Raw genomic sequence first — 26,554 nt, forward strand, 5'->3', positions numbered from 1 at the left:
TTGTCCCCAAATGAACGATACTTAACTTATAGGAATACTTATTTCATGGGCATATTTGATAGACTTTTTGGCGGTGGCAAAAAAGTATCCAAAGAAACATTGGAAACTCGTGGGGAACATATGCCCGATATCAGGATTCCCGCAGACGAAAAATTTACCATCTATTTTAAGAAAAACGGAGGTAAATTTATTTACTGTGAAAATTTTGATGAAGTACAAGAAGCGTTACAAAATATACTTGCAGAGAATAACTGGCAAAACAGTCATTTTTATACCTTAGACAAACGTATTAATGAACGTTTTGCCACAGAACGCATAAAATTTACTGCCAATAGAAACGACTCTGATATCTTTTTTACCACCTGTGAACATTTAATTGCTCATGATGGCTCTATACTAGTCTGTAGCAATCAAATCATGGAGAAAAAACTAAAAGAATTACCCTCGAACATAATAATATTTGCTACTACAAGCCAAATGGTAGAAAATATTAGCGAGGCGCTCAAAGTAATTAAAAAACGCTATCCAAAGCAACTCCCAGATAATATTACTACTATTAAACATTTTATCCCTTCTGCAGAAAACAAAAATGATTTTCTTTCTTACGGCAGTACATCAAAAAATGTATATCTTTTGCTCTTAGAAGATTTTTAGATTGATGAAAGAACTGCTGAGAAGGTCCATTACCGGGATTGTTTACGTCTTTTTATTACTTGCCGCCATCTTTTTAAGTTCAGATGCGTTCGACTTTCTATTTATGGTATTTGGTTTAGGTTGCTTGTACGAGTTTAAGCGATTAGTAAAAATACGTGGATACTACGTATTTGTTGCCTATTTGGCATTATGGTGGCTGTATATCTATTTTATCACCGATATGCTGCCAATCTATGGTTTGCTAGGGGCAACCTTATTAGTAGACCTTTTTCTTTTGGTTTACCTTTTTGCCGGAAGAGATTATAAATTAAATGATGTTTCTAAATTTCTTTATGGTATCTTCTATATTGGCGGCGGATGTATTTTTCTAACTTTAATACCTTACAGATTAGATGGTTTTGATGAATTACTAATAATGGGTGTATTCATCATTATATGGGTAAATGATAGTTTTGCTTATTTAGTAGGAAAATCTTTGGGAAGAACTAAATTATTTCCTTCAATTTCTCCTAAAAAAACTGTGGAAGGTTCGCTAGGAGGTTTTATTTTTGCACTGCTAGCTGCCTACTTGTTATCATTATTAGATACCAGTATTAATAGTTTTGAATGGTTAATACTTGCTGTAATTTTAGTAATAAGTGGTAATCTAGGTGATTTATTGGAATCTAAATTTAAAAGACGCGCTGGTGTAAAGGATAGTGGCGCCATACTACCCGGTCATGGAGGTATCCTAGATCGTTTAGACAGTTTGGTATTTGCAGCTCCTTTTGCCTACGCTACCCTAACGGTATTTGCATATGTTTCATAAAGAAGGAAGAAAAATAATTTTTACAACCTTAATTTTAGTTATTGCAGGCATACTTGCAGCACAATACTACATTGGGTTAGAGTGGCTACGCTATGCACTTCAAATTGGGTTACTTGTTATTTTAATTTTAATTCTTCAGTTTTTTAGAAATCCTAAAAGACCAGTAACTCCAAATTTTGATGAAATTATAGCTCCAGTTGACGGGAAGGTTGTGGTTATAGAAGAGGTTGAAGAAACAGAATATTTTAAGGAGAAAAGAAAACAGGTATCTATTTTCATGTCTCCTGTTAACGTACATGTAACAAGATACCCAGCAAGCGGAACAATTTCTTACTCTAAATACCATCCAGGAAAATATCTGGTAGCGTGGCACCCAAAGTCTAGTACAGACAACGAAAGAACAACTGTAGTCTTAAAAACTCCAAAGTTTGGTGAAATTTTATACCGACAAATTGCGGGTGCTCTAGCCCGTAGAATTGTGAACTATGCCGTAGAAGGAGATAGTGTTATGCAGGGAGAGGATGCAGGATTTATAAAATTTGGTTCTAGAGTAGATGTATTTTTACCGCTAGATGCCAAGGTTTGTGTTAAATTAAATCAAACCGTGAAAGGAGCTAGAACCTGTATAGCAATGCTTGCTGATAAGGATGAGTGATGAAAAATTACATAAAGCTTTTAATGATGCGGTAAATTTGGTCAACAGTTACACCAAACCACTACCAGCAGATTTACTATTAAAGCTTTATGCATATTATAGAATAGCCAACGATAATTACAACCATCCCGGAAGCCGAACACCACTCATAAATGCCTTTAAAGCCAATGCATTAATCCAAGCTAAAAATCTAAGTAAGGAAGAAGCTATGGAAAGTTATATTGCTTTAGTAAACAAAGAGGTTAAAAAGTTTATTGGCTAACCACAGTATTTTGAATGCTTTCCTTTTTCTCAATAAAAATAAAGTAGTAAGCTGCTGCAATACAAAATAGTAAGTACCCAATTAAATAGGTGCTATTGACTGTCATTTGAGCGGGCAATTCAACCCATTTTTGTAAACTTAGAATACTAGTAATTCCTAAAATTCCCCGTATCAATTCCATATAGAAACCGTATTTACTATTGTCCATTACTGCTGTATACCCAAATACACCAAGGAAAAGAATTCCACCTAAAACGAGTAGGTTTCTAAATCCTAAAATACTATAGTTATCAAACATATACATTAATAACATTGTAGTCGTAAGCAACTGTAAAACCGCATATATTTTTAATAAAGTAGAATTATAAGGATAATACTTATTATAAGCATATACATCTTTAATAGAATTTATAGGATACTTAATCCTTACATCTTTTGGTCGCCAGCCTGTGGGCATAAACCAAATTCTAAACTTATCACGGAAGCTACGAGTACGATAAGCATCTAAACACAACCGCCAAAAATGCTGAAAATTAATTATTACAGGATTCCAAGTTTTCACAGGTTTTAACACCCCAAATTTTGGAGGAACATTGTCCAATTCCTCTTGAAAAGTACCAAACATACGGTCCCAAATACTTAAAATTTGTCCCAAATTTTTATCTATGTATTCCGGATTTATAGCATGATGCACTCTATGCTGGGATGGTGTTACCAAAATATATTCTACCCAACCCAACTTACCAATGTGTTGCGTATGGTACCAAAACTGAGCAAATAAATGTAATGGTGCCAACAATGCAATGACCTCATTAGGCACCCCCATAATTGCTGCAGGAATTAACAATAGCGCATAATAGCCAAATATATTGGCTATAGGTTGCCTCAAAGCACAGGACAAATTAAACTCTTCACTACTATGGTGTATTACATGCTGATTCCAAAATATGTTAACAGCATGGCTCAATCTATGATTCCAGTAGCCCGCAAAATCAATAGCCAAAAAAGCAATTACCCAAACCACCCACGTAGTTTTAATATGGATAATCGCTAAATATTCAAGTAAAAATGGATAACTCACCAAAACCACAATTAGTCCTAATGAATCCTTGATAATATTGGTTAAGCCAGAGCTAAGGCTACTAACCGTATCCATTAAAGTATATTTCTGATTTTTTACAATATAGCCATAGGCTATTTCAATTAACACCAAAACCACAAAGAAGGGTATGGCATACAAAAGAGCTTTTGCGTAGGTTTCCATGAAATAAATTTAAACAAAAAAGTAAATTATTTTCAAATAAATAATTTAACTCCATTTTATTTACGCATTTCTTAAAATAAAACCTTTTCCGTGTACATTCTCTATTTGCACATTTTCTTCTTTATCTGTAATTTTTATAAGAGACTCTTGCTTGCTTAAAAAAAACCAGTTAACAAAACTATCTTGAAAAACCTAGAATTTAAAAAATTAATCAGCTAATCGGCTGTATTGTAGATAAACATTACAATCTTTTCTGCATTTATAAATCCTTGGCCATGTGTAGCATCCCATTCTTTAGAAAGGTTCATTTTTTGCACTTGCTCTAAACTCTTACCGCTATTCCTAGCGTCTACAATACGTTTGCGTAATGTCAGAAGCACATGCTTATAACTTTCTAAATCTTCTATATTAGAAACTGGACCGTGTCCTGGTATTATTTTAGTAGTACTATCTACCATACCTAAGGCCATGGTAACGTTAGCAATTAATCCATCTATATCTCCACCCGAATTGATATCTATATAAGGATACCTGCCACTAAAGAAATTATCTCCCATATGGAGAACGTTTTCTTCTGGAAAATAATAAAACACATCACCATCTGTGTGTGCATTGTTAACCGCAATGGCATGCATAACACTGCCATTACCTAAATGCAGGTTTAAATCTTTATCAAACGTTATTACCGGTAATGCTTTTTCTGGAGACGCTTCTGTGATTCTTCCTTCACCTCTATTTTGTTTGGTTCCCATTCTAACCCTAACATTTTCATGAGCAATGATTACCGCTCCACTTGCAGCCAAATTTAGATTTCCTCCTGTATGATCACCATGCCAATGGGTATTTAAAACAAATTTTATTGGTTTTTCGGTAATCGTTTTAACATGTGCAATAATTTTATCTGTCAACGGCCCAAATTGGTCGTCTATTACAAAAGCCTCTGTCTCCCCAATTGCCAGCCCAATATTACCTCCTGCACCAAATAAGGCGTACACGTTTGCAGACAATTGTTCTGAGGTAATTTCTACATCACTAAAATCCCGTTGCGCCATTGCTATTTGCATTGCAATTAAGGCTACCAATAATCCTAATATTCTATTTCTCATACCAAATGCTTTTATCTTTTAAATTTACCCAATTATTCGTTTTAAAAATGCCTCTTTGTAGGCTCTGCCTATTGGTATTTTATAACCCTCTCCCAAATAAACCAGATTACCGCTTATCCGCTCTATCTTTTTAAGATTGATGAGATAGGATTTATGCACCTGCATAAAATAACTTACCGGTAGTTGTTGCATCCAATATTTCAAAGTTTCATGAGAAAGCAGCTTGTTTGTATTTATATACAACTCTGTGTAATCTGCATCGGTATGGATATAACTAATATCCTCTGGATTAACCTTAACTAATTCGTGCCCAGTTTTTACAAAAAAAGAATTTTCGCTTTGATTCCGATTCAAATTTTCAGCTACAGGTGCAATAACTTCTTGCCGTTTAGGCACTTTATTCACAGCTTGAACAAAACGTTGAAAGGAAAATGGTTTTAGTAGATAATCTATCACATTCAAATTATACCCTTCTAAAGCATACTCAGAGTACGCTGTAGTTAAAATTACGTGAGGTGTCTGAGTTAAACTTTTGAGCATCTCTAAACCAGACATTTTTGGAAGGTTTATATCTAAAAACAGAACATCTACAGCGGTAGAACGCATAAAGTCCATAGCTGCAAGACTATCAGAAAAGGTTTTAATTAGATGCAAAGAGCCTTCTTCTTCTATAAATTTTTTAAGAATACGCTGTGCAGGGGGTTGGTCTTCTACTATAATACAATTCATACCACTATTATAATTGTTGTAATTCCATTATAACTTCGACAAAATATTCTGATTGATGTTCTTCTATTTTTAAATCGTGCTTATCCGGATACAATAATTGAAGGCGCTTTTTAACGTTCACCAAACCAATACCTTTGGCTACGGTATCCTCTGCTGTAGCTTTTTCAAAATTATTCCTCACACTAAAGTGCAATTTATTGGCCTTCATCCAGACATCAATTTCAATTTTAATATCCTTAGACTGCCCCGCTTGGCTGTGCTTAAATGCATTTTCCACAAAAACTACCAATATTAAAGGGGCAATCTTAAAATCATAGGACATATCTGTGACCTTAAATTGCACCTCTCCCCGTTCTTCTATTTGTAATTTATACAGTTTAATAAAATTTTCTAATTGCTCAATTTCTTTACCCAGTGGTACGTATTGCTCCTTAGACTCGTACAACATATACCTTAGTACACCGCTCATTTCTAGGATTATTTCTGGGGTTTTTGTAGAACCTTCTAAAGCATAAGAATATAGGTTGTTAAGATTATTGAACAAAAAATGAGGATTTATTTGGGAGCGCAAAAACTGCAATTCACTTTCTTGCACTGCACTTTGCAATTGGTTTATTCTTTCTTCTTTCTGTAAAGCATCCCATGCAAATTTACCACTGGCTAATATGGTCATGATTGGTAATACACCGAATAAGGATAAGAATACTCCAGGAAAGGTATTAGCTCTTTTAGTATCTGGATAAAGCCAAGGTTCTAAAATTTTTTCTTCTATAACTATCAAGATGACTAAGAACACAATAACACCTAAAAAAAAGTGCAGATATTTTTTCTTGTACAAATAGTTTGGCATTAGCACATAGCTGATTATAACCGTAGCAATTGCATACATTAAAAAAAACCATACTCTATCTGGACGTATAGCTTGGTCGCTCCAACTATACGTAAAGAATACTAGTACCACTATATGTAATAGCAGCTGAAATAGAATTTCTTTTTTAGTTACTGTCATTCCACTTAAATAAATTCCCCTAAAAATAAGGGTACATAATTGTGTATAGCTACAAATATCATTTAAACAACAGAATTAAGCCTGTAAACAACAATCATCCTTAAAGTTATCCTAAAAACCGTTGGTGAACAGTCTAACCATGTCGTTTGGAGTGAAAAACTACACGTTCTTTAGAGCTTTTTGGAATTTTGTAATCGTAAACTAAAAAACTGTTCATGAAAACACGTTGGCAATTATATCTTCTGTTATTTTTTAGCTTCTCTATTTTTTATCCCTTACAGGCTCAACAAAGCACCACCATCAAGGGAAAAGTAGTTGAAGAAGGTAGTAACTATCCCGTTGCTTTCGCTACAATAATGATTGGCAATCCTAATACCAAATCTGCTATTACGGGTACTACGACTTTAGAAGACGGTACGTTTGAGTTTACTTTTACCGCAAGTAACTATTTTATTGAAGTAAGTTTTATTGGCTTCAAGAAAAAGACTATTGCACAGCCCAATAACAATCAATCAACCATAGATTTAGGAACTATAACCTTAATACAAGATGCACAACAGCTCCAAGAGGTGGTTGTTGCAGGAGAAGTTTCGCAAACTGAATTTAAGTTAGACAAACGTGTTTTTAATGTTGGCAAAGATTTGAGTACTACTGGGGCTAGTGCTTTAGACGTGCTTAATAATGTACCTTCTGTAAATGTTGATATAGAAGGCGCCATAAGCCTAAGAGGAAGCTCTGGAGTACAAGTGTTAGTTAACGGAAAACCAAGTATCATGGCTAGCGATGAAAACAACGCTTTAGGTACTTTAACTGCTGATATGATAGAGCGTGTAGAAGTAATTACCAACCCATCTGCAAAATATGATGCTGAAGGTACTTCTGGCATAATAAACATCGTCCTTAAAAAAGAAGAACGTAAAGGACTCAATGGTTCTTTATCTGTAAATACTGGCGCACCCAACAACCATAGTATAGGACTCAGTTTAAATAGCCGTAGTGAAAAATGGAATCTTTTTACTCAATTGGGCGCTGGTTATAAAGAAATGCCGAACGATACCGAGAGCATAAATACCGACTTAACAGATGGTAGCCGTGTTACTTCCGTAGGTGAAGAGTTTAGGAACGAGACATTCTACAACCTCATCTTAGGTACAGATTACTTCATCAACAAAACAAGTGTAATAACATTATCTGGCAATGTTTCTTACGAAGAAGAAGATCAGCCCTCTACTACTTTATTTGGTGCTTTTGATGGTGAAAATAACCTATCATCTCAATGGGAGCGTACAGAGACCACGGATGCCGGCAACCCTAAATTTCAATATGAATTCCAGTATAAAAAAGACTTTGAAGACAATGAGGAACACGATTTACTATTTAGTGCCTTAGGAAACTTTTTTGGCAAAGACCAAACCTCTGACTTTACAGATGTTACCCTTTCTGGTGAGGACAGAGATAACCAACAAAAAACTAGAACCGACTTTAAAGAATCTGTTTACACCTTTAAATTAGACTACACCAAACCCTTTACAGGTGCTTTAACTATGGAGACGGGAGTACAGTACGTGATAAACGATGTAAGTAATGATTATGAAGTACAAAACTTAGAAAATGGCTCATTTGTAACGGATACTGGATTGACCAATATATTTGAGTATAACCAAAAAGTTTTAGCAGCTTACGGTACAACAGCTTACGAAGCGGAAAAATGGGGCATTAAAGGAGGGTTGCGCGTAGAGAACACAGCCCTAAACACCTTGCTTGCTAATACTGGAGAGATTAATGACCAAAATTACACAGACTTTTTCCCAAGCGCCCATGCCTCTTATAAATTTACAGATAGAATTTCTATCCAAGCTGGGTATTCTAAAAGAATATATAGACCAAGGTTGTGGGATTTAAATCCGTTTTTCAACATCAGAAATAATTTTAATATTCGACAAGGAAATCCGGACCTTTTACCAGAATATACAGATTCTTATGAGCTTACTTCTATATTTTTTGTAGGCAAGACAGCCATGAATTTTGGCGTGTTCCATAGAATTACAAATGATGTAATTGAACGTATAAGTCTGTTCGAAAATAACGTAAATACTACCATTCCAGAAAATGTGGGTACTAGCAATGCTACAGGTATTGAATTTAATACCAAGTACAGCCCTACAAGTTGGCTAACATTCAATGCTGATTTTAATTATAGTTATTTAGACCGAAATGGCACTTTTGAAGATAATGTATTCGATTTTACTACAGACCAATGGTCTAGTAAAATAAATTCCAAATTTAAACTACCTCTAGAAATAGATTTTGAAGCCACAGGAAATTACCGCAGTAGTTTTGAAACCGTACAAGGAGAACGTGCCGATAACTGGTTTATTGATTTAGGAATCCGTAAAAAATTATTAAAAGGTAGAGCCGTACTAAGCATGAGTGTACGAGACCTTTTTGCTTCTAGAAATAATGAAGTAAGCATTGCACAAGCAGATTATGAGGTATACAATTACAGCCAAAGAGGGCGTTTTATTGCCTTTGGCTTTAGTTATGGTTTTGGCAAAGGAGAAGCCATGCAATACACTGGTGGTAGAAGAAGATAAAGGTTAGCACACTAACTAGTTTGCATAGAATTGTTCTATTTGTTTTTTGCAAAACATAACAAGCAGTAAATAAGCTATTAATCTAAATTTGCTTCTTACCTTTATCGCTTTTTTTGCTAAAGCCAATACTCTTTTGAAGAAAGCCGTACTTTTTATGCTCTTGAGCACGCTGTCCTTTACCGGGATGAACCTAATGATTAAACATCTAGAAACTATTCCTACCTTTCAGATTGTATTTTTCAGGGCTTTAGGCACCGTTGTTCTTGCCTCCATTTTTTTATTGAAAAACGGAATTAACTTTTTGGGCAACAATAGAAAATTGTTGGTTTTCAGAGCGTTCTTTGGGGTTACAGCCATGACCTTGTTTTTTATGTCTTTAAAAGAACTAGAAGCTGGCACGGCTGTATCTATACGCTACATAGCGCCTGTATTTGCATCTATCATAGCTGTTTATTTCTTAAAAGAAAAACTAAGAGCTATACAATTATTACTGTTTGCAATTGCATTTGCCGGAGTTATGGTGATTAAAGGGTTTGACCCCAACATCAATTTAAAAGGATTGGGCTTAGCCTTAGCTGCTGCTTTCTTCACGGGTTTTGTATACATTTTTATTCGTAAAATTGGCAAGGGAGATCATTATATGGTTATTGTAAACTATTTTATGTTTTTCTCTCTAGTTATTGGGGGAATATTAGCCATTAATGTTTGGGTAAATCCAAATACTACGCAATGGGCTATGCTTTTAAGCTTAGGCATCTTTGGTTATTTTGGCCAAATTTACATGACGCAAGCATTTCAATTAGCTAAAACCAACGTGGTGGCTCCTTTAAAATATATGGAAGTTGTTTTCACCATCTTAATTAGCTTTACATGGTTAGGTGCTAAATACACTACACTAAGTTTAGTAGGCGTGACCATGATAATTAGCGCACTTATTGTAAATACGCTACTTAAAAAAGCAGATTAAAAAATCCGCCAGAGGGTAACTAGCGGATTTTAAAAGTATTAATTTGTTAAGAAACGTACTAGCCCAAATTGGCTAAACTCTTTTCTAAAGTTTCAATTTTAGCCTCTGCATCCGCAGCCTTTTTACGTTCTATCTCTACCACCTTTTCTGGCGCATTATTTACAAAACGCTCGTTACTTAATTTTTTCTGTACAGATTTTAAAAAGCCTTTAGTATACTCTAATTCTTGCTGAATTTTCTCTTTCTCTGCTTCTACATCTATAGCCCCAGCAATTGGAATAAAATACTCGTTACTCTTAACCCTGAACGTCAAAGCTCCCTCCACAGAGGCATCTACCGTAGCGATACTTTCTATATTGCCCAACTTCTGGATAATAGCATTCATACTTTCCGAAGTACCGGACTGATTTAAAATAGACAGCTCTAATACCTCTTTATTAGGAATATTTTTGTCCTTACGTATGGTTCTAATACCAGCAATTACCTCAGCAGCAAAGGCAAATTCTTCTACAATGTTGGTATCAAAAGTCTCCTTAGATGGCCATTTTGCCACACAAAGTGCATCTTTGGCATCGCGTTCCGCAATATGTTGCCAAACTTCCTCTGTTAAAAATGGCATAAAAGGATGCAATAACTTTAGGTTGTCTTCCAAAATGCCAATGACCTCATCAAAAGTTTTCTGGTCTATGGGCTGTTGGTAAGCTGGTTTTACAATTTCTAGTAACCAGGAACTGTAATCGTCCCAAACCAATTTATAAATAGCCATTAAAGCATCGGAAATACGGTATTTGCTAAAATGGTCCTCAATTTCTACTAGTACCTGTTGGTAACGGGCTTTGTACCAATCTATACCTATACGTGCTGCTTCGGGCTGGGGAATATCTGCTATTTCCCAACCTTTAACCAATCTAAAGCCGTTCCAAATTTTATTGGCGAAGTTAGAACCTTGCTGGCATAAGGCTTCATCAAACAATAAATCGTTCCCTGCGGCAGAACTCAACAGCAAACCCACACGAACACCATCTGCACCAAACTGTTCAATCAACTTTAAGGCATCTGGTGAGTTACCTAGAGATTTGGACATCTTTCTACGCTGTTTATCGCGTACCAACCCGGTTAAATATACGTTCTCAAACGGTCTTGCATCTCTAAACTCGTACCCAGCCACTATCATTCTAGCCACCCAGAAAAACAAAATGTCTGGTCCGGTAACCAAATCGTTTGTAGGATAATAGTATTTAATTTCTTCGTTTTCTGGCTCTAAAATGCCACCAAAAACACTAATGGGCCATAACCAAGAAGAAAACCACGTGTCTAAAACGTCTGGGTCCTGTTTTAAATCAGCTAGGGTTAACGCAGTATTTCCAGAAGCCTCTTTTGCTAGTTGTACTGCTTCTTCCGCAGTTTCTGCCACTACAAAATCTTCTTTACCATCGCCATAAAAATAGGCTGGTATTTGCTGTCCCCACCACAATTGTCTAGAGATATTCCAATCCCGAATATTCTCCATCCAATGGCGATACGTGTTTTTAAACTTATCTGGAAACAATTTTACATCGCCAGACTCCATAACCGCTTCTAAACCTGGTTTAGAAAGGTCTTCCATTTTAAGGAACCACTGATCAGACAGGCGAGGTTCTATTACCGCTTTGGTACGTTCAGACGTACCTACTTTGTTTACGTGTTGTTCCGTTTTTACCAAAAAGCCTCTTTCTTCTAGCTCTTTAGCAATCTCTTTGCGCACTACAAAACGGTCCTTACCTTCATAATGCAAACCAAAAGAGTTTAGACTGGCATCCTCATTAAAGATGTCTATTACTTCTAAATTATGCTTGTCTCCAAGGTTTTTATCGTTCTCATCATGTGCAGGTGTAACCTTTAAACAACCGGTACCAAACTCCATATCTACATACGCATCTTCTATTATAGGAATTACCCTACCAGAAATTGGTACAATAGCCTTTTTCCCTTTTAGATGTGTATATCTTTCATCATTTGGATTGATACAAATAGCCGTATCTCCTAAAATTGTTTCTGGCCTTGTGGTTGCGATGGTTACTTTTTCATCTGACCCCTCAATTTCGTAAGCTAAATAATACAAAAGTCCATTACGCTCTTCGTAAATCACCTCTTCATCAGACAAGGTCGTCTTTGCTTCTGGATCCCAATTTACCATTCTATAGCCACGGTAAATTAGTCCTTTTTTATAAAGGTCTACAAATACTTTGATTACAGAGGCAGACATATCATCATCCATGGTAAATTTGGTACGTTTCCAATCACAAGAACAACCCAGTTTGCGTAATTGTTTTAAGATAACACCACCATATTCATTGGTCCAATCCCAAGCGTGCTTAAGAAAGTCTTCCCTAGATAGCGTAGCTTTATCTATGCCTTCTGCTTTAAGTTTGGCCACTACTTTAGCTTCTGTGGCAATAGATGCATGATCCATACCTGGCACCCAACATGCATTTTTACCTTGTAAACGGGCTTTTCTAATCAATACATCTTGTATGGTATTGTTTAGCATGTGCCCCATATGCAATACTCCCGTAACATTTGGCGGTGGTATTACTATGGTGTACGGCTCCCTGTCATCTGGTGTAGATGTAAAAAAATCTTGGGATTCCCAGTACGAATACCAGCGCTCCTCTACCCTATTGGGCTCATATTTGGATGGAATTTCCATTTTCGGTATGATTATTGTTTATACAAAAATGGATTGGTCAACTATAAGAAAGCCACAACAAATTTTAACATATAGCTTTCCAGATTTACCAATCCGCTGAATACGAAACAAAAATAAGTAACGTTATTACATTACAAAAGAATTTTGGAGGTAGGTTTAAATCCCCTACTTTTGAATTTACCCAAAACTAAAAAAATGAAGAAAGTATTACTTTTAATGTTTGTTGGTCTTTTGGCCATGAGTGTAAAAGCCCAGGACAAAACAGCGAAAATTGAATTTAAGTCGGAAACGATTGATTATGGTGATATTGAAAAAGGTAGCGATGGTGTTCGCGTTTTTAAATTCACCAACACCGGAGATGCTCCTTTGGTAATCAGCAATGTTAGATCTAGTTGTGGTTGTACAATTCCCAAAAAGCCAGACGCACCTATTTTACCAGGTAAAGAAGGAGAAATTCAAGTTAAATATGACACTAAACGTGTAGGGCCAATTAGAAAGGCTATTACCGTAACTTCTAATGCAGATACACCAACTAAAGTTTTAAAGATTAAAGGAAACGTAAAAGCAGAAGGAGCTAAATAATAAGGTAACACACTTACCGTAATTAGAAAGCCTTGACAATTGTCAAGGCTTTTTATTTTCAAAAACATCTTTTAAAACAAAAGAAAAATGCTGGTCTCTATTGTACCGTTCTATCACCATCTTAACCCGTTTACCCTTTTTATTATTCAGCATTTGTAATACTTCTTGCAACTTATAACGGTGTACACGCTTATTATTCACCATTAAAATTACATCTCCTTCTTGCAGACCCGCTCTTTCTGCTGGGCTCCCTGCACGTATACCAGACACTACAATCTCTGGCACTAAACTAAGCTTAGTCCTATTCTCCATGACAATTTGTACATTCCCAAAAGAGTCGTTATGCTCGGCATCTACAATACCCCTAGCATCTGCAATACGCTCAGAGATATACCTTACCCCGTTATGCTGTATGGACAAACCAGATAAATTGTATTGGTAAGGCATATTAAAATTTCCGTTTTTGACTAAACTTAATTTTTCATTGCGATAATCAAAAACCAAATTAAACCGCTTTAAGACTTCTCCTCCTAAGCTCCCATTTCTATCTTTAAGATTATTAAGTGCTAAAAATGAAGTTTTATACGGAAAGGCTGTTTTAGTTTCACTCAAAAAATATTCTCCCATACGAATACCTTTAATCTTAGAACGCTTTCCATAAATTGAACCACTAAGACCTTTACCCAAAAATTCTTCAAAACTCTTTTTAGGAACTTCTAAGCCTTTTATAGTGTCTTTAAAGAGCCATAATGCATCACTACTTCCCGTATCTACCAATAATTTTACAGGTATTTCTTTATCATCATTGCGCACTACACTACCTTTTACATAAGCTTTTTTAGCCTCTATTGCTAAGGGGATTGTTTTATACTTTTTCTTGTAGTACGGATAGGTATTAGGACGATATAGTTTTAAAACAGAAGCGGCATAATTTACTTCTACCACAAAATCTTTAAATATATCATACCCGATAATACCGTGCACAGGCGTACCCAAGCTAGGAGAAAGATTTAAATCCTTATCCATCACCACAAAGAGGGATTGGTCATAATTAACCGCTTTGCCAAATTTAACCGTATTATGTACAGAACGCAGCGCTTCTATAGGCTCGCCTTCTCCTAAACCTCTGAGGGTTATGGATGAAACATTATTAATTTGAATGGAATCTTGATCATTTAAATTAAAAAGTATGGGTGAACTTACCCCGCTATCTAATATAAATTTTAATGGCGCCCCATTAATGGTGACCGGTACCAATATTAGATTGTTGACTTGCTCAAACTTTATCCGCTCAAATTTTTTCTTTTTCGCAAAGCGATATGTTTGCCCCAACGTATGGGTAGTTGTACACAAGAGCAACAAGCCAAGCACATAAAAATTCCTCAAAACATTACCATTTAAACGGTTACACCCTAATAAGTTACTAAAAAAAAGCTGTTATTGACATTAATTTAACAATTAAGCAGGTGTTTCATTCTGAATTATTTAGTTGTGATATCGTATCCATTTCGCCATTTTTGCAGAAAAATTAGAGCATGCCAAAAATTTCTATTAAAGGAACTCAAATGCCTTCCTCTCCCATACGTAAATTGGTACCGTATGCAGAAAACGCCAAGAAAAAAGGCACAGAAGTAATTCACCTAAACATTGGCCAACCAGATATTAAAACTCCAGAGGTTGCTTTAAACGCTGTAAAAAATATGAATCTGGATGTTTTGGCCTATAGCCGTACCGAAGGTTCTGAGGTATACCGAGAAAAAATTGCAGAATACTACGCGCAACATGATGTTACGGTAACTGCCCAAGATATTATTGTTACTACTGGTGGTTCAGAAGCTTTATCTTTTACCATGGGCGCTATTATGGACCCAGAAGACGAGTTAATAATTCCAGAGCCATTTTATGCGAATTACAATGGTTTTGCTACAACCAACGGTGTTACCGTGGTTCCCATTTTATCTGCTATAGATAATAATTTTGCACTACCTCCTATTGCTGAGTTTGAAAAATTAATTGGCCCAAAAACCAAGGCTATTTTAATTTGTAACCCTGGCAATCCTACGGGTTACCTTTATACAAAAGAAGAAATAGAACAGTTAGCTGCATTAGCCCTAAAACACGATTTGTTTTTGGTAGCGGATGAGGTATACCGTGAATTTGCGTACGATGGCAAAAAACACCATTCCATATTAAGCATCCCAGGTCTAGAACAACATGCAATTATGGTAGATTCTGTTTCTAAAAGATACAGTATGTGTGGCGCAAGAATTGGTTGTGTTGTTTCTAAAAACAACTCAGTTATGACTGCTATTTTAAAGTTTGCACAAGCAAGATTGTCACCACCTACCCTTGCACAGATTGCCAGTGAAGCAGCATTAGAAACTCCAAAAACCTACTTTACAGAAGTAATTACAGAATACGTTTCTAGACGCGATTTGTTAGTTAGCGAATTACAAAAAATTCCTGGTGTAAAAGTTGCAAACCCTAGTGGGGCATTTTATTGTATTGCAGAATTGCCAGTAACAGATTCTGATGATTTTGCACAATGGCTATTAGAACATTTTCAATTGGATGGGGCTACAGTTATGGTGGCACCTGCAGCAGGTTTTTATGCTTCTGCCAATACGGGTAAAAACCAAATAAGAATTGCTTATGTACTAGATAAGTCAGAATTATTAAAAGCGGTTAGTATCTTGCGAGAAGGTTTAAACCAATACAACGCTGAGTGAATATCTTAGAAAATATAGCATTAAAACCCTACAATACCTTTGGTATAGCAGTAAAGGCTCGTTTTTTCTTAGAGATAAACAGTCTTTTGCAACTACAAAAGGCACTTCAACTTTCTGCTTATCCAGATAAATTCATCATAAGCGGTGGCAGCAATATGCTCCTAACAAAGGATATAGATGCCCTTGTGCTACATATAAACCTGAAAGGTATAACGGTAGTAGAAGAAACGGAAAGTGAAGTTGTTATAAAGGTAATGGCGGGTGAAAACTGGCATGAGTTAGTACAATGGACTTTAGCACAGGACTACGGTGGCTTAGAGAATATGTCTTTAATACCCGGAAACGCTGGTACAGCTCCAATCCAAAATATTGGTGCCTACGGGGTAGAATTAAAAGATGTTTTTGTGAGTTGTGAGGCTATGCGTATTGACAACCAAGAATTAGAAGAGTTTACCAAGGAGGAATGCCAATTTGGTTACCGTGATTCTATCTTTAAAAACAAAGCAAAGGGATCTTACATCATAACAGCAGTTAAATTAAGGCTCACTAAAGGGCAACATCAACTTTTTACCCATTATGGCGCTATAGAATCAGAATTGGATGCCATGGGAGTCGTTACCCCAACAATACAAGCCATTTCGGAAGCTGTAATTCGTATTAGGCAAAGTAAATTACCAGACCCTAAAGAAATTGGCAATAGTGGTAGTTTCTTTAAGAACCCCATAGTATCACATAAAAAATTTAATGCCTTTATAAAAAAATTTCCAGATGCCCCCTTCTATGAGGTTGGAGAACAACAATATAAAATACCTGCTGGCTGGCTAATTGAGCAAGCTGGTTTTAAAGGCAAGCGTTTTGGAGATGCTGGGGTCCATGCCAAACAAGCTTTAGTTTTGTTAAATTACGGAAATGCTACAGGCATGGAAATAGTACACCTTGCACAACGCATACAAAAAACAGTAAAAGAAAAGTTTGGCATTGAGATAGATGCAGAAGTAAATATTATAAAATAACCCCAGCAACAAAGAACGTCACTGGGGTTATACCAAACCAAACTAACCAAAAATTTAATATCTAAACGTAACTAACATCTTAAATGCGTTACTGTACAATGTATTTTTTACTTTAGCGCTATTGGATATACGGAGGAAAATCTACTTTGGATTTCGGAAAGTGATTTTTTTTCTGATTTTTTTTTCCAACCTATGAGCACATTACTTGAGAAGCATATCATTGAACTGCTGCAAGAACGAGATGAAAAAGCTATTTCGCTCTTATATGACAACTACGGAGACACCTTATACGGTGTAGCCTTTAAGGTTGTTAAGGATGAAGACCTTGCACAAGACGTGGTACAAGAAAGTTTTATAAAGATTTGGAAAAAATCTGATTCTTACGACCCTTCCAAAGCTAAATTATTTACTTGGTTATTTAGAATTACCCGTAACACTGCTATAGATAAATTAAGAAGTGTAAACACAAAAGCAGATAAAGAAATCCAAATAGACGTTTCTGACGTATATAACTTAGGCGAACAGAGCATTAGACCAGAGTTTTTAGATGTAAAACAACATCTAGACCAGATTGAAGAAAAATATCGTATTGTTCTAGAGGCTTTATTTTTTGAGGGGATGACCCAGCAAGAAGCGAGTGATGAGTTAGATATCCCGCTGGGCACTATAAAATCCAGACTCAAAATAGGCTTACGAGAAATGCGTAAAATTTATGGCAACTTGGCTATAATGCTCCTTTTAAATATAATGTCATGAAAGAAAAAATACACCACTTTTTAGAAAGCGACCTATTAGAAAAATATCTTTTAGGAGAAACTACTACTTTGGAAACTACTCAAGTAGAAAGATACATAGCCATGTACCCAGAAGTTCGCAAGGCCTATGATGAGTTGCAAGACAACCTAGAAGCCTACGTAAAGTTGCATGCAATTAAAGCTCCAGAAGGTTTAAAAGAAAGCATATTACATAAAGTTAAAAAACAAGGCAAGGGTAACTTTAAATTCTATAAGATGGCCATTGCAGCTAGTTTAATTGCTATGATTTTTGGAGGTGCCACCTTCTTCTTTTACAATCAGAACCAAGATTTGATAGAAAAAAATACCATTGTAAATAATAAAATTAAGGATTTGGAAATGGACATGCGTGTTCAATTAGAAGACTTAAGAAATCAATACATCGTCCTAAACAACCCCAACACCAAGCGTTTAGATGTTAGAGGCAATAAAAAAGCAAAAGAATTAAAGGCGTTGGCGTATATAAATCCTGTTAAAAAATTATCCTACATCAATGTAAGCCATTTGCCTCAGTTACCAGAAGACCAGTGTTTTCAAATGTGGGCAGAAGTGAACGGTAAAATGGTGAATCTAGGTGTGATAAAACAGTTCGATGATAAGGAACAGCTATTAGCGCTACCCTATGCAGACCAAGCTGTAGGTTATATCACTATTGAACCAAGAGGTGGCAATGCAGCTCCAACAGTAGAAAATATTGTTGCAAACATAAACTACTAATAACCTAAAGTAGTCTTAAGCCATTATTGTTTTTAATTAGGGTTTAGTACCTTTGTAACAGATTAATTAGTTATGAAGTTAGTTCTACTTACAATTGGTTTAATGGCACTTGCATTTGCAGGAATTGCTATTAAAATTTGGGGAAAGAAAGACGGTAAATTTGCAGGCACTTGTGCAAGTCAAAATCCATTTTTAAACAAAGATGGGGAGGCCTGTGGCTTTTGCGGTAAGCTACCAGATGAACAAGACTGTAAAAAAGACAGCGTAGCACAAGCTTCCTAATCCTTTCTTTACTTTTATTTGAGCGCTACAGCATTTAACCTTTTAGAGACTATACAACAAGCAAAAGCAGGCCAACAACTTGCCTTTAGTCAGCTCTTAGACCATTTTTGGAATCAAGTGTATGGGTTTCAATTGCAGCGTACTAAAAATGAAAATGACGCGGAAGACATTACCGTGCAAACCTTTTCTAAAGCATTTGATAAAATAGCCCAGTTTGATGAGTCTTATGAATTTGGCACTTGGCTTATCGCCATATCTAAAAACATTCATGTAGACCTAATCCGCAAGAGAAAGCGTAATGTTTTGGATGAAAGTGACGGTAAAGGGGACGAAGTGAATTCGGTATTAGACGATAGTCCCACCGCAGAAGATGCCTTAATCACTGAACAAAATTTAGTATCGCTCTTAGCAGACATTAAAAAGCTAAAACCACATTATCAAAAAGTTATTCATTTACGTTTTTTTAATGAAATGAGCTACGCAGAGATTGCTAAAGAGCTTAACGAACCTGTAAATCGTGTTAAGGTTAAGCTATTGCGCGCCAAAAAACTTTTAGCAGAAATTATCACCAATAGTAAAGAAGGATAATGCTCCCTTTCTCTTGGAACCATTTCGTATATTTGTAAGCTAAATTACTGTTATGGCAACTACAACAGAAACACATGTAATTCCACCTAAAAAAGGAAAACCAAAATGGTTACGTGTTAAATTACCAACAGGTAAAAAATACACACAGCTAAGAGGTTTGGTAGATAAGTATGACTTGCATACCATATGTACCTCTGGTAGCTGTCCAAATATGGGCGAATGTTGGGGAGAAGGTACGGCCACCTTCATGATTTTAGGCAATGTTTGTACACGCTCCTGTGGTTTTTGTGGTGTAAAAACAGGGAGACCAGAAAGCGTTGATTGGGAAGAACCAGAAAAGGTTGCCCGTTCTATAAAAATTATGAACATTAAACACGCAGTGCTTACTTCCGTAGACCGTGATGATTTAAAAGACATGGGTTCCATAATTTGGGCAGAAACGGTGAACGCTGTGCGCCGTATGAATCCAAATACTACCATGGAAACCTTGATACCAGATTTTCAAGGGATAACGACACATTTGGACCGAATTTTGAGTGTGGCACCAGAAGTAATTAGCCATAATATGGAAACGGTAAAACGATTAACCAGAGAGGTACGCATACAAGCTAAATACGAAAGAAGTTTAGAGGTTCTAAAATATTTAAAAGATAATGGCGCTAACCGTACCAAATCAGGAATCATGTTAGGTCTTGGAGAATTAGAAGAAGAGGTTTTAGAAACAATGGAAGACCTTAGAAAAGCAAATGTAGACGTAGTTACCATTGGTCAATACTTACAGCCATCTAAAAAACACCTACCTGTTAAGGAATTTATATTACCAGAACAATTTAAGAAATATGAAGAGGCAGGTCTAAAAATGGGCTTTAGACATGTAGAAAGTGGAGCTTTGGTACGCTCTTCTTACAAAGCGCATAAGCATATAGACTAGCCGCCAATTCTATAGCATGAAAAAAATAAGAATTGGAATCAACGGATTCGGTCGTATAGGTCGTACATTATTTAGACTATTAGATCAGCATCCGCATCTCCAAGTTGTCGCTATTAACGATTTATCAGATGCCATTACTCTTGGGCATTTGTTAAAATATGATAGCATTCATGGGGTTTTTAATCAAGACATTACAGCTACGGATAACCACCTTTCTTACAAAGGCAATAAGATTCCTGTTTTAAATGAGTCCCACCCGTCTCACATCAATTGGGCAGCGCACCAAGTAGATGTTGTGGTAGAAGCTACTGGAAAATTTAAGACAAGAGAAACCCTAGAATATCACTTGGTAAATGGCGCTAAAAAAGTAATTCTGTCTGTACCGCCCCAAGATGACCAGCTAAAAATGGTGGTTCTAGGTGTTAATCACGACTGTCTTACCGCAGAAGATAACATAATAAGTAATGCTTCTTGTACCACAAATAACGCTGCTCCAATGATTAAGGTGATAAATGAGCTATGCGGTATAGAACAAGCATACATTACTACAGTACATTCGTACACCTCTGACCAAAGCTTGCATGATAAACCGCATAGGGATTTAAGACGAAGCAGGGCAGCAGCACAATCTATTATACCTACTACAACTGGGGCCGCAAAAGCCTTGACAAAAATATTTCCAGATTTGGCAGATGTTATTGGGGGTTGTGGTATTCGCGTACCTGTACCCAATGGTTCGTTAACTGATATTACATTTAATGTTAAAAAATCGGTTTCAATAGCAGAAATTAACGAACGTTTTAAAAATGTTTCTGAGAACGAATTAAAAAATGTAATTTTCTATACCGATGAGCCCATTGTTTCCATCGATATAAACAATACTTCCTATTCTTGTACGTTTGATTCTCAAATGACTTCAGTAATAGGTAAAATGGTTAAGATTATTGGATGGTATGATAATGAAACTGGATACAGTTCCAGAATAATTGACCTAATTAACTTACTGAATAGTAAAGGATATATTAAACATTGAGAACAGCCCTAGACCAAAGTATTACAAAAGCCTTTTGTCTTTTATTTTTCTGTTTTAATACGGTAATTGCAAATAATGCAACCACGGTAAACCAATCTACGTCTTTACCACATCTTTACCAGCAAGCCTTAGATTACACCCACCAAGACCGTTTAGAAGAAGCTTTGGAAACACTGCAAAAAGCGGTAGACCTAGCAGAAGCTCAAGAAAGTCAGCAGCAATTATTAGATACTTTTCATAAGCTTGCTCTTCTTTATTTAGAGTTTAATGACACAGAAACTAGCCTGTTTTATTGGGACCGCGCTGGAGCACTACTTAAAGAGATTGAGTATCCATACGGGGAGGCTGTACATAAATTAATTAATGCCATAATTGAATATAGAAAAGGAAACTTTTTTCAATCGCTACGCTCCTTAGACGAAGCCAAAAGATTGAGTAATGACAAAAATCTTTTAAATAATATTTTACTGGCAGAGGCTAATACGTATGTTGGTTTAGGAAAGTTAGAAGAAGCTACTAAAAATTACAATGCGTTAATTGTTAACTCTGACAATTACGAACAAGCCTACTTAGCTACTTTAGCCAATATTGGTCTTGGCAAAATTCTTAAAGAAACAGAAGACATTGAAGCGGCTATTAGACATGCAGAATCTGGAATGGAGCTGGCAGAAAAAAATCAATTTTTTGGAGAGATTATAAATGCAAGCAAACTACTCACAACGCTATACACCATCCAAAACGAACCCAATAAAGCTCTATTATTTACTCAAAGACAATTGGCTTTAAAAGATTCTGTTTACACCTTAAAAAAACTAGAAACAGAAGCCAACAAGGCAAACAAAATTAAGTTTGACCAACTGGCGAAATCGGTTTCTGATTTACAAGAGAAAAATGAGGAGTTGAGTGCTTCTGCCAACCGTTCAGAAATAACAGCTATCTTAACTTCTGCATTTTTAACCATTATCTCTATTTTGGCAGTTTCGCTGTATAGAAACAATCAAATTAAATTAAAAACCAACGATTTACTACAAACTAAGAATGACGAATTAGAACAGGCCAGAGATGCGGCAGTATCGGCTATGGAGGCTAAAACTAATTTCTTATCTACAGTAACCCATGAGCTACGGACTCCCTTGTATGCGGTAACAGGACTCACCCACCTACTCTTAGAAGAAAATCCGCAAGAACACCAAAAAGAACACTTACAGTCCCTTAAATTTTCTGGGGATTACTTGTTAAACTTTATTAATGATATTCTACAGATTAATAAAATTGATGCTGATAAGTTAGAGCCCTTACATATTGATTTTAAACTAAGAAAGGTAATTAATGATGTCATAGATCCCTTACAGCAGAATGCAAAAGATTCTGGAACACAAATTAACGTGCTTTACGATAGTAAAATACCAACCACATTATTAGGAGACCCTTTAAAGCTATCTCAAGTATTTATGAATTTGATAGGCAATGCTTTAAAGTTTACTAAAAACGGTAAAATAGATGTAATGGCTAGGATACAACAGAGGTCTCCAGACACCATAAAAATATACTTTGAAGTAAGCGATAACGGAATTGGTATTTCTGAAGAACAACAGAAAAACATCTTTGATAGTTTTGAGCAAGGCTCCATACAAATTAACAGAGAATATGGCGGCACAGGTTTAGGCCTAACCATTGTTAGGAGTTTGCTAGGATTATTTAATAGTGATATTCAGTTAAAAAGTAAGTTAGGCGAAGGCAGTACGTTCTCTTTTGTACTCGATTTTAAGATACCAGAAACGGTACAAGAAGAACCTGCATTTGAAGTTGCCGCGGAAGAATTTGAGTTTGATGGCTTACACGTGCTAGTGGTAGAAGACAACAAAATAAACCAAGTTATCACTAAAAAAATGTTGCTTAAAAAAGGGATTACTTGCGATATTGCTAATAACGGTGTAGAAGCTATTGATCATGCAGAGAATAATGAGTATGCCTGCATTTTAATGGATATACACATGCCTGGAATAAGCGGAACCGAAGCTACCAAGCAAATACGAAAATTCAATAGTAGTATTCCTATAATTGCGCTGACCGCAATTTCTATGGAAGATAGCCTAGAAGAGTTTTATGAAGCAGGTTGTAATGCGGTAGTAACAAAGCCCTTTAAACCAGAGGTATTTTACCAAAAAATTGGAGAAAACGTTTTTGGTAGTAAAGTATAAGTCTAGTTAAATCTCACTTTTTAAATAGGCAAGCAATTGTGCATCCCCACCATCCATAAATTGATGCGCTACAGGCAAGTACCATAAGTCTGCGATTTTGTTTTTTAAACGTACATAATCCTTTTCTGTAGTCAAAATAGTGCCTTTGGTTTGCAATACCGCAATTTCTTTGGTCGTAAAATTATGATGATCATTAAATGCCACATGGTCAAACTTCAACCCTAATTCCTTCAAATAAGTTATCAATGGTCGCGGGTTTGCTATCCCTGTGACCAAGGTAAAAGGCTGTTGTTTTAAATGGGTCAATGGTTTTTCTGTAGTTTCACTCTTAATAAGGTCACTGTACTGTAAAAAACTAAAAAGGACTTGCTGTTCAGCAGTTGGTTTTAATTTAAGCTCAATCGCTTTTTTTTCAGCATCAGAAAGGTTTTCAGGGCATTTTGTTACAATAATTTTGGCTGCATTTTTAGCTACGTATTTGGCGTCTCTAAGATTTCCGGTAGGCAGGTACCAATCATCTATGTATAAATCTCCGTAAGCCGTTAGTAATAATCTTACCTTGGGATGCACTTTCCGGTGTTGGTAGGCATCATCTAACAAAATAACATCAGGGTTGTCCTTTTTTATCAATCTATCAATACCATTTCGCCTATCCGCATCCACAGCCAATAGCATCGGCTTAAATTTCTGGTACATTTGGTAAGGTTCATCGCCCAAAGTAGAAACGGTACTACGCTCATCTGCCAAAACATAACCCGAGCTAGCTCTTTTATAACCTCTACTTAAAACAGCCAAACGGTAATGTTCTCGTAAATTTTTAATTAGGAATTCTGTCATTGGGGTTTTTCCCGTGCCACCAACACTTAAGTTGCCTATACAAATTATGGGTGTAGTATAGCGTTTAGAGGCAAACCAACCTATGTCATACATCCAATTACGAATGTGTACTACAAGCGCGTATACCAAAGAGAACGGAAATGCTATTTTACGAAGTAAACCCACGAGGGCGAATTTATAATATTTTATCTTAGTCCTCTTAAAAAGTACATGATGACGGTTAAGGAAGTTTCGCATATTTTAGAACAACTAGCACCATTAGGGCATGCAGAAGATTTTGATAATGTTGGCTTATTGGTTGGCAATCCCATGCAAGAGGTCAATGGAATTTTGGTGACCTTAGACACTTTAGAAAATGTGGTAGACGAAGCTATCGCTAAAAAATGCAATCTAATCGTAAGCTTTCACCCCATTATTTTTAGCGGTCTAAAAAAGATTACTGGCAAAACCTATGTAGAACGTGTGGTTATGAAGGCTTTGGAACATTCTATCGCCATCTATAGTATGCACACCGCCTTAGACAATAGCCCCATAGGTGTAAATGCAAAAATATGTGAGGTCTTGGGTGTAGAAAAACCGAAGATTTTAATTCCTAAAAAAAGGGCAATTAAAAAATTAGTAACCTACGTTCCAAAAAGTCATGCCCAACAAGTTACAGATGCTTTATTTGCTGCGGGAGCTGGAGCACTTGGCAATTATAGTCATTGTAGTTTTAAAACAGAAGGTCAAGGCAGCTTTTTAGCCACTGAAGGTGCCAACCCAACACTAGGTACAATAGGTACTTTGCATGTAGAAGAAGAACTACAAGTAAACCTAACCTTTGATGCTATTCTAGAACCTAAAGTTCTAAACGCCTTAGTTCAAAGTCATCCTTATGAAGAAATTGCTTACGAGGTAACCACATTAGATAATAGTCATCAGCATTTAGGTATGGGTATGGTAGGAGAACTCCCAAAACCCATCCCGGAAACCGAATTTTTAGCCCTTTTAAAGGAAAAAATGAATGCCGCCGTGGTAAGGCATAGTGCTTTTTTAGGAAAAGCAATAAAAAAAGTAGCCGTTCTTGGTGGGAGTGGCGCTTTTGCCATTGGAGCAGCAAAAGCTTGTGGGGCAGATATTTATATTACGGCCGACCTAAAATACCACCAATTTTATGAGGCCGAAGGGCAACTAGTACTGGCAGATATAGGACACTTTGAAACAGAGCAGTTTACAAAAAATCTTTTAGTAGAATTTCTTAACAAAAAAATTCCTAATTTTGCGGTCACTTTATCGGAGAGTATTACTAATCCCATCAAGTATTATTAAAATATATGGCAACAAAAACTGAAACAACCGTAGAAGAAAAATTAAGGGCATTATATGACCTACAACTTATAGATTCTAGGGTTGATGAAATAAGAAATGTTCGTGGCGAACTTCCTTTAGAAGTAGAGGATTTAGAAGACGAGGTGTTGGGACTTAAAACTAGGATAGACAAGTTAAAGTCTGATGTAGAAACGGTAAACTACGAAATTACTGCCAAGAAAAATTTGATAGAAGAAGCAAAAGCTTTAATCAAAAAATACGCTGAGCAACAAAAAAACGTAAGAAACAGTAGAGAGTTTAACTCTTTAAGTAAAGAAGTAGAATTCCAAGAATTAGAGATTCAGTTAGCTGAAAAGAATATTAAGGAATTTAAGGCTCAAATAGAGCAAAAGAAAGAAGTAATTTCTAAGACTAAAGAAAATCTTTCTGAGCGCGAGGCACACCTTAAGCACAAAAAAGGAGAGTTAGATGCCATTTTGGCCGAGACAGAAAAAGAAGAAGCTGCACTTCTTAAAAAATCTGAGGAGTACGAATCTAAGATTGAAGACAGATTGGTACAAGCTTACAAAAGAATCCGTACCAATGTTAAGAACGGTTTAGCCGTTGTACCCGTAGAAAGAGGTGCTTCTGGTGGTTCTTTCTTTACCATACCACCACAGGTACAGGTAGAGATTGCTTCTAGAAAAAAGATTATTACAGATGAACATAGTGGTCGTATTTTAGTAGACCCTGTTTTAGCAGATGAAGAGCAAGAAAAAATGCAAAAATTATTTGCTAAGCTTTCTTAATACGCTTTCTAAAA

25 protein-coding genes are annotated in these 26,554 nt (G+C 36.1%); 18 read left to right on the forward strand and 7 right to left on the reverse strand.

Annotation, left to right across the window (positions count from 1 at the left end; genetic code table 11):
* The first annotated feature begins 45 nt into the window (after window positions 1–45).
* From HCO57_RS05155 to HCO57_RS05170, 4 genes are read left to right on the forward strand one after another with little or no spacing between them, the layout of a single operon-like run.
* Complete coding sequence (locus HCO57_RS05155; protein ID WP_136951841.1) at window positions 46–654, forward strand: LUD domain-containing protein; 609 nt, start codon at window positions 46–48, stop codon at window positions 652–654.
* 4 nt (window positions 655–658) lie between these two features.
* Entirely contained in the window at window positions 659–1,462 is an 804-nt protein-coding gene (locus HCO57_RS05160) for a phosphatidate cytidylyltransferase (protein WP_167988165.1), read from the forward strand.
* On the forward strand, window positions 1,452–2,117 hold the full coding sequence (locus tag HCO57_RS05165; RefSeq protein ID WP_136951839.1) for a phosphatidylserine decarboxylase family protein: 666 nt from the start codon (window positions 1,452–1,454) through the stop codon (window positions 2,115–2,117). The genes HCO57_RS05160 and HCO57_RS05165 overlap by 11 nt, the downstream gene beginning before the upstream one ends.
* Window positions 2,110–2,379 (forward strand): acyl-CoA-binding protein, encoded by a 270-nt coding sequence (locus HCO57_RS05170; protein WP_136951838.1) that lies wholly within the window; start codon window positions 2,110–2,112, stop codon window positions 2,377–2,379. The genes HCO57_RS05165 and HCO57_RS05170 overlap by 8 nt, the downstream gene beginning before the upstream one ends.
* Here HCO57_RS05170 and HCO57_RS05175 read toward each other — a convergent pair.
* From HCO57_RS05175 to HCO57_RS05190, 4 genes are all read right to left on the reverse strand, one after another.
* Complete coding sequence (locus tag HCO57_RS05175; protein WP_167988166.1) at window positions 2,369–3,643, reverse strand: sterol desaturase family protein; 1,275 nt, start codon at window positions 3,641–3,643, stop codon at window positions 2,369–2,371. The two genes, HCO57_RS05170 and HCO57_RS05175, sit on opposite strands and share 11 nt — an antisense overlap.
* Before the next feature lie 215 nt (window positions 3,644–3,858).
* Window positions 3,859–4,749: an MBL fold metallo-hydrolase gene (locus HCO57_RS05180; RefSeq protein WP_167988167.1), complete on the reverse strand. Its 891-nt coding sequence runs from the start codon at window positions 4,747–4,749 to the stop codon at window positions 3,859–3,861.
* A gap of 24 nt (window positions 4,750–4,773) precedes the next feature.
* The gene (locus HCO57_RS05185) at window positions 4,774–5,478 is read right to left on the reverse strand and encodes a LytR/AlgR family response regulator transcription factor (protein ID WP_167988168.1); all 705 of its coding nucleotides are present in this window, start codon (window positions 5,476–5,478) and stop codon (window positions 4,774–4,776) included.
* Between the two features lie 7 nt (window positions 5,479–5,485).
* On the reverse strand, window positions 5,486–6,487 hold the full coding sequence (locus HCO57_RS05190) for a sensor histidine kinase (protein ID WP_167988169.1): 1,002 nt from the start codon (window positions 6,485–6,487) through the stop codon (window positions 5,486–5,488).
* Between the two features lie 215 nt (window positions 6,488–6,702).
* Between HCO57_RS05190 and HCO57_RS05195 the strand changes: the two genes are divergently transcribed.
* Window positions 6,703–9,081 (forward strand): outer membrane beta-barrel family protein, encoded by a 2,379-nt coding sequence (locus tag HCO57_RS05195; protein ID WP_167988170.1) that lies wholly within the window; start codon window positions 6,703–6,705, stop codon window positions 9,079–9,081.
* A 133-nt stretch (window positions 9,082–9,214) separates the two neighbouring features.
* Complete coding sequence (locus tag HCO57_RS05200; RefSeq protein WP_262887810.1) at window positions 9,215–10,048, forward strand: DMT family transporter; 834 nt, start codon at window positions 9,215–9,217, stop codon at window positions 10,046–10,048.
* A gap of 58 nt (window positions 10,049–10,106) precedes the next feature.
* Here the strand turns inward: HCO57_RS05200 and HCO57_RS05205 are convergent, their stop codons facing one another.
* Window positions 10,107–12,737 (reverse strand): valine--tRNA ligase, encoded by a 2,631-nt coding sequence (locus HCO57_RS05205; protein WP_167988171.1) that lies wholly within the window; start codon window positions 12,735–12,737, stop codon window positions 10,107–10,109.
* A 195-nt stretch (window positions 12,738–12,932) separates the two neighbouring features.
* On the opposite strand from HCO57_RS05205, the gene HCO57_RS05210 reads away from it, so the two are divergent.
* Window positions 12,933–13,319: a DUF1573 domain-containing protein gene (locus HCO57_RS05210; RefSeq protein WP_136952086.1), complete on the forward strand. Its 387-nt coding sequence runs from the start codon at window positions 12,933–12,935 to the stop codon at window positions 13,317–13,319.
* 42 nt (window positions 13,320–13,361) lie between these two features.
* Here the strand turns inward: HCO57_RS05210 and HCO57_RS05215 are convergent, their stop codons facing one another.
* Window positions 13,362–14,705, reverse strand: coding sequence for an aspartyl protease family protein (locus HCO57_RS05215; protein WP_167988172.1), 1,344 nt, complete (start codon window positions 14,703–14,705; stop codon window positions 13,362–13,364).
* A 149-nt stretch (window positions 14,706–14,854) separates the two neighbouring features.
* Between HCO57_RS05215 and HCO57_RS05220 the strand changes: the two genes are divergently transcribed.
* The 9 genes from HCO57_RS05220 to HCO57_RS05260 all read left to right on the forward strand — a co-directional run bounded on the left by HCO57_RS05220 (window position 14,855) and on the right by HCO57_RS05260 (window position 23,607).
* The gene (locus HCO57_RS05220) at window positions 14,855–16,048 is read left to right on the forward strand and encodes a pyridoxal phosphate-dependent aminotransferase (protein WP_167988173.1); all 1,194 of its coding nucleotides are present in this window, start codon (window positions 14,855–14,857) and stop codon (window positions 16,046–16,048) included.
* The gene (gene murB / locus HCO57_RS05225) at window positions 16,045–17,061 is read left to right on the forward strand and encodes a UDP-N-acetylmuramate dehydrogenase (protein ID WP_167988174.1); all 1,017 of its coding nucleotides are present in this window, start codon (window positions 16,045–16,047) and stop codon (window positions 17,059–17,061) included. Before HCO57_RS05220 ends, murB begins: the two co-directional genes overlap by 4 nt.
* 192 nt (window positions 17,062–17,253) lie before the next feature.
* A complete protein-coding gene (locus HCO57_RS05230) occupies window positions 17,254–17,817 on the forward strand; it encodes an RNA polymerase sigma factor (RefSeq protein ID WP_167988175.1) in 564 nt (187 codons plus the stop codon).
* Window positions 17,814–18,572, forward strand: coding sequence for an anti-sigma factor (locus tag HCO57_RS05235; protein WP_136952081.1), 759 nt, complete (start codon window positions 17,814–17,816; stop codon window positions 18,570–18,572). The genes HCO57_RS05230 and HCO57_RS05235 overlap by 4 nt, the downstream gene beginning before the upstream one ends.
* 72 nt (window positions 18,573–18,644) lie before the next feature.
* Window positions 18,645–18,854 (forward strand): membrane or secreted protein, encoded by a 210-nt coding sequence (locus tag HCO57_RS05240; RefSeq protein WP_136952080.1) that lies wholly within the window; start codon window positions 18,645–18,647, stop codon window positions 18,852–18,854.
* An 18-nt stretch (window positions 18,855–18,872) separates the two neighbouring features.
* Window positions 18,873–19,442 carry an RNA polymerase sigma factor gene (locus tag HCO57_RS05245; RefSeq protein ID WP_136952079.1) on the forward strand — a complete coding sequence of 190 codons (570 nt, stop codon included), beginning with the start codon at window positions 18,873–18,875 and terminating at the stop codon, window positions 19,440–19,442.
* A 52-nt stretch (window positions 19,443–19,494) separates the two neighbouring features.
* Window positions 19,495–20,373: a lipoyl synthase gene (lipA, locus tag HCO57_RS05250; RefSeq protein ID WP_136952078.1), complete on the forward strand. Its 879-nt coding sequence runs from the start codon at window positions 19,495–19,497 to the stop codon at window positions 20,371–20,373.
* Between the two features lie 16 nt (window positions 20,374–20,389).
* Window positions 20,390–21,406, forward strand: coding sequence for a type I glyceraldehyde-3-phosphate dehydrogenase (gene gap, locus HCO57_RS05255; RefSeq protein WP_167988176.1), 1,017 nt, complete (start codon window positions 20,390–20,392; stop codon window positions 21,404–21,406).
* Window positions 21,403–23,607, forward strand: a complete 2,205-nt coding sequence (locus HCO57_RS05260) for a response regulator (protein WP_209066042.1) — start codon at window positions 21,403–21,405, stop codon at window positions 23,605–23,607. The genes gap and HCO57_RS05260 overlap by 4 nt, the downstream gene beginning before the upstream one ends.
* Before the next feature lie 6 nt (window positions 23,608–23,613).
* Here HCO57_RS05260 and lpxK read toward each other — a convergent pair whose 3' ends face one another.
* Window positions 23,614–24,609: a tetraacyldisaccharide 4'-kinase gene (lpxK, locus tag HCO57_RS05265; protein ID WP_167988177.1), complete on the reverse strand. Its 996-nt coding sequence runs from the start codon at window positions 24,607–24,609 to the stop codon at window positions 23,614–23,616.
* A gap of 48 nt (window positions 24,610–24,657) precedes the next feature.
* Between lpxK and HCO57_RS05270 the strand changes: the two genes are divergently transcribed.
* Together HCO57_RS05270 and HCO57_RS05275 are read left to right on the forward strand one after the other, a co-directional pair.
* Window positions 24,658–25,752 carry a Nif3-like dinuclear metal center hexameric protein gene (locus HCO57_RS05270; protein WP_167988664.1) on the forward strand — a complete coding sequence of 365 codons (1,095 nt, stop codon included), beginning with the start codon at window positions 24,658–24,660 and terminating at the stop codon, window positions 25,750–25,752.
* 5 nt (window positions 25,753–25,757) lie between these two features.
* Window positions 25,758–26,540: a zinc ribbon domain-containing protein gene (locus tag HCO57_RS05275; protein ID WP_136952074.1), complete on the forward strand. Its 783-nt coding sequence runs from the start codon at window positions 25,758–25,760 to the stop codon at window positions 26,538–26,540.
* Window positions 26,541–26,554 lie beyond the last annotated feature (14 nt).

It is taken from the genome of Croceivirga sp. JEA036 (assembly GCF_011882165.1).
Lineage (GTDB): Bacteria > Bacteroidota > Bacteroidia > Flavobacteriales > Flavobacteriaceae > Croceivirga.

What these genes read in the sequence shown, in the direction of transcription:
- HCO57_RS05175 (WP_167988166.1), bottom strand. Translation starts at nt 3,643, where the DNA reads ATGGAAACCTACGCAAAAGCTCTTTTGTATGCCATACCCTTCTTTGTG.
- HCO57_RS05170 (WP_136951838.1), top strand. Translation starts at nt 2,110, where the DNA reads ATGAGTGATGAAAAATTACATAAAGCTTTTAATGATGCGGTAAATTTG.
- HCO57_RS05210 (WP_136952086.1), top strand. Translation starts at nt 12,933, where the DNA reads ATGAAGAAAGTATTACTTTTAATGTTTGTTGGTCTTTTGGCCATGAGT.
- HCO57_RS05220 (WP_167988173.1), top strand. Translation starts at nt 14,855, where the DNA reads ATGCCAAAAATTTCTATTAAAGGAACTCAAATGCCTTCCTCTCCCATA.
- HCO57_RS05275 (WP_136952074.1), top strand. Translation starts at nt 25,758, where the DNA reads ATGGCAACAAAAACTGAAACAACCGTAGAAGAAAAATTAAGGGCATTA.
- HCO57_RS05190 (WP_167988169.1), bottom strand. Translation starts at nt 6,487, where the DNA reads ATGACAGTAACTAAAAAAGAAATTCTATTTCAGCTGCTATTACATATA.
- HCO57_RS05155 (WP_136951841.1), top strand. Translation starts at nt 46, where the DNA reads ATGGGCATATTTGATAGACTTTTTGGCGGTGGCAAAAAAGTATCCAAA.
- HCO57_RS05235 (WP_136952081.1), top strand. Translation starts at nt 17,814, where the DNA reads ATGAAAGAAAAAATACACCACTTTTTAGAAAGCGACCTATTAGAAAAA.
- HCO57_RS05160 (WP_167988165.1), top strand. Translation starts at nt 659, where the DNA reads ATGAAAGAACTGCTGAGAAGGTCCATTACCGGGATTGTTTACGTCTTT.
- HCO57_RS05270 (WP_167988664.1), top strand. Translation starts at nt 24,658, where the DNA reads ATGACGGTTAAGGAAGTTTCGCATATTTTAGAACAACTAGCACCATTA.
- gap (WP_167988176.1), top strand. Translation starts at nt 20,390, where the DNA reads ATGAAAAAAATAAGAATTGGAATCAACGGATTCGGTCGTATAGGTCGT.
- HCO57_RS05180 (WP_167988167.1), bottom strand. Translation starts at nt 4,749, where the DNA reads ATGAGAAATAGAATATTAGGATTATTGGTAGCCTTAATTGCAATGCAA.
- HCO57_RS05185 (WP_167988168.1), bottom strand. Translation starts at nt 5,478, where the DNA reads ATGAATTGTATTATAGTAGAAGACCAACCCCCTGCACAGCGTATTCTT.
- HCO57_RS05240 (WP_136952080.1), top strand. Translation starts at nt 18,645, where the DNA reads ATGAAGTTAGTTCTACTTACAATTGGTTTAATGGCACTTGCATTTGCA.
- lipA (WP_136952078.1), top strand. Translation starts at nt 19,495, where the DNA reads ATGGCAACTACAACAGAAACACATGTAATTCCACCTAAAAAAGGAAAA.
- HCO57_RS05230 (WP_167988175.1), top strand. Translation starts at nt 17,254, where the DNA reads ATGAGCACATTACTTGAGAAGCATATCATTGAACTGCTGCAAGAACGA.
- HCO57_RS05165 (WP_136951839.1), top strand. Translation starts at nt 1,452, where the DNA reads ATGTTTCATAAAGAAGGAAGAAAAATAATTTTTACAACCTTAATTTTA.
- HCO57_RS05205 (WP_167988171.1), bottom strand. Translation starts at nt 12,737, where the DNA reads ATGGAAATTCCATCCAAATATGAGCCCAATAGGGTAGAGGAGCGCTGG.
- HCO57_RS05195 (WP_167988170.1), top strand. Translation starts at nt 6,703, where the DNA reads ATGAAAACACGTTGGCAATTATATCTTCTGTTATTTTTTAGCTTCTCT.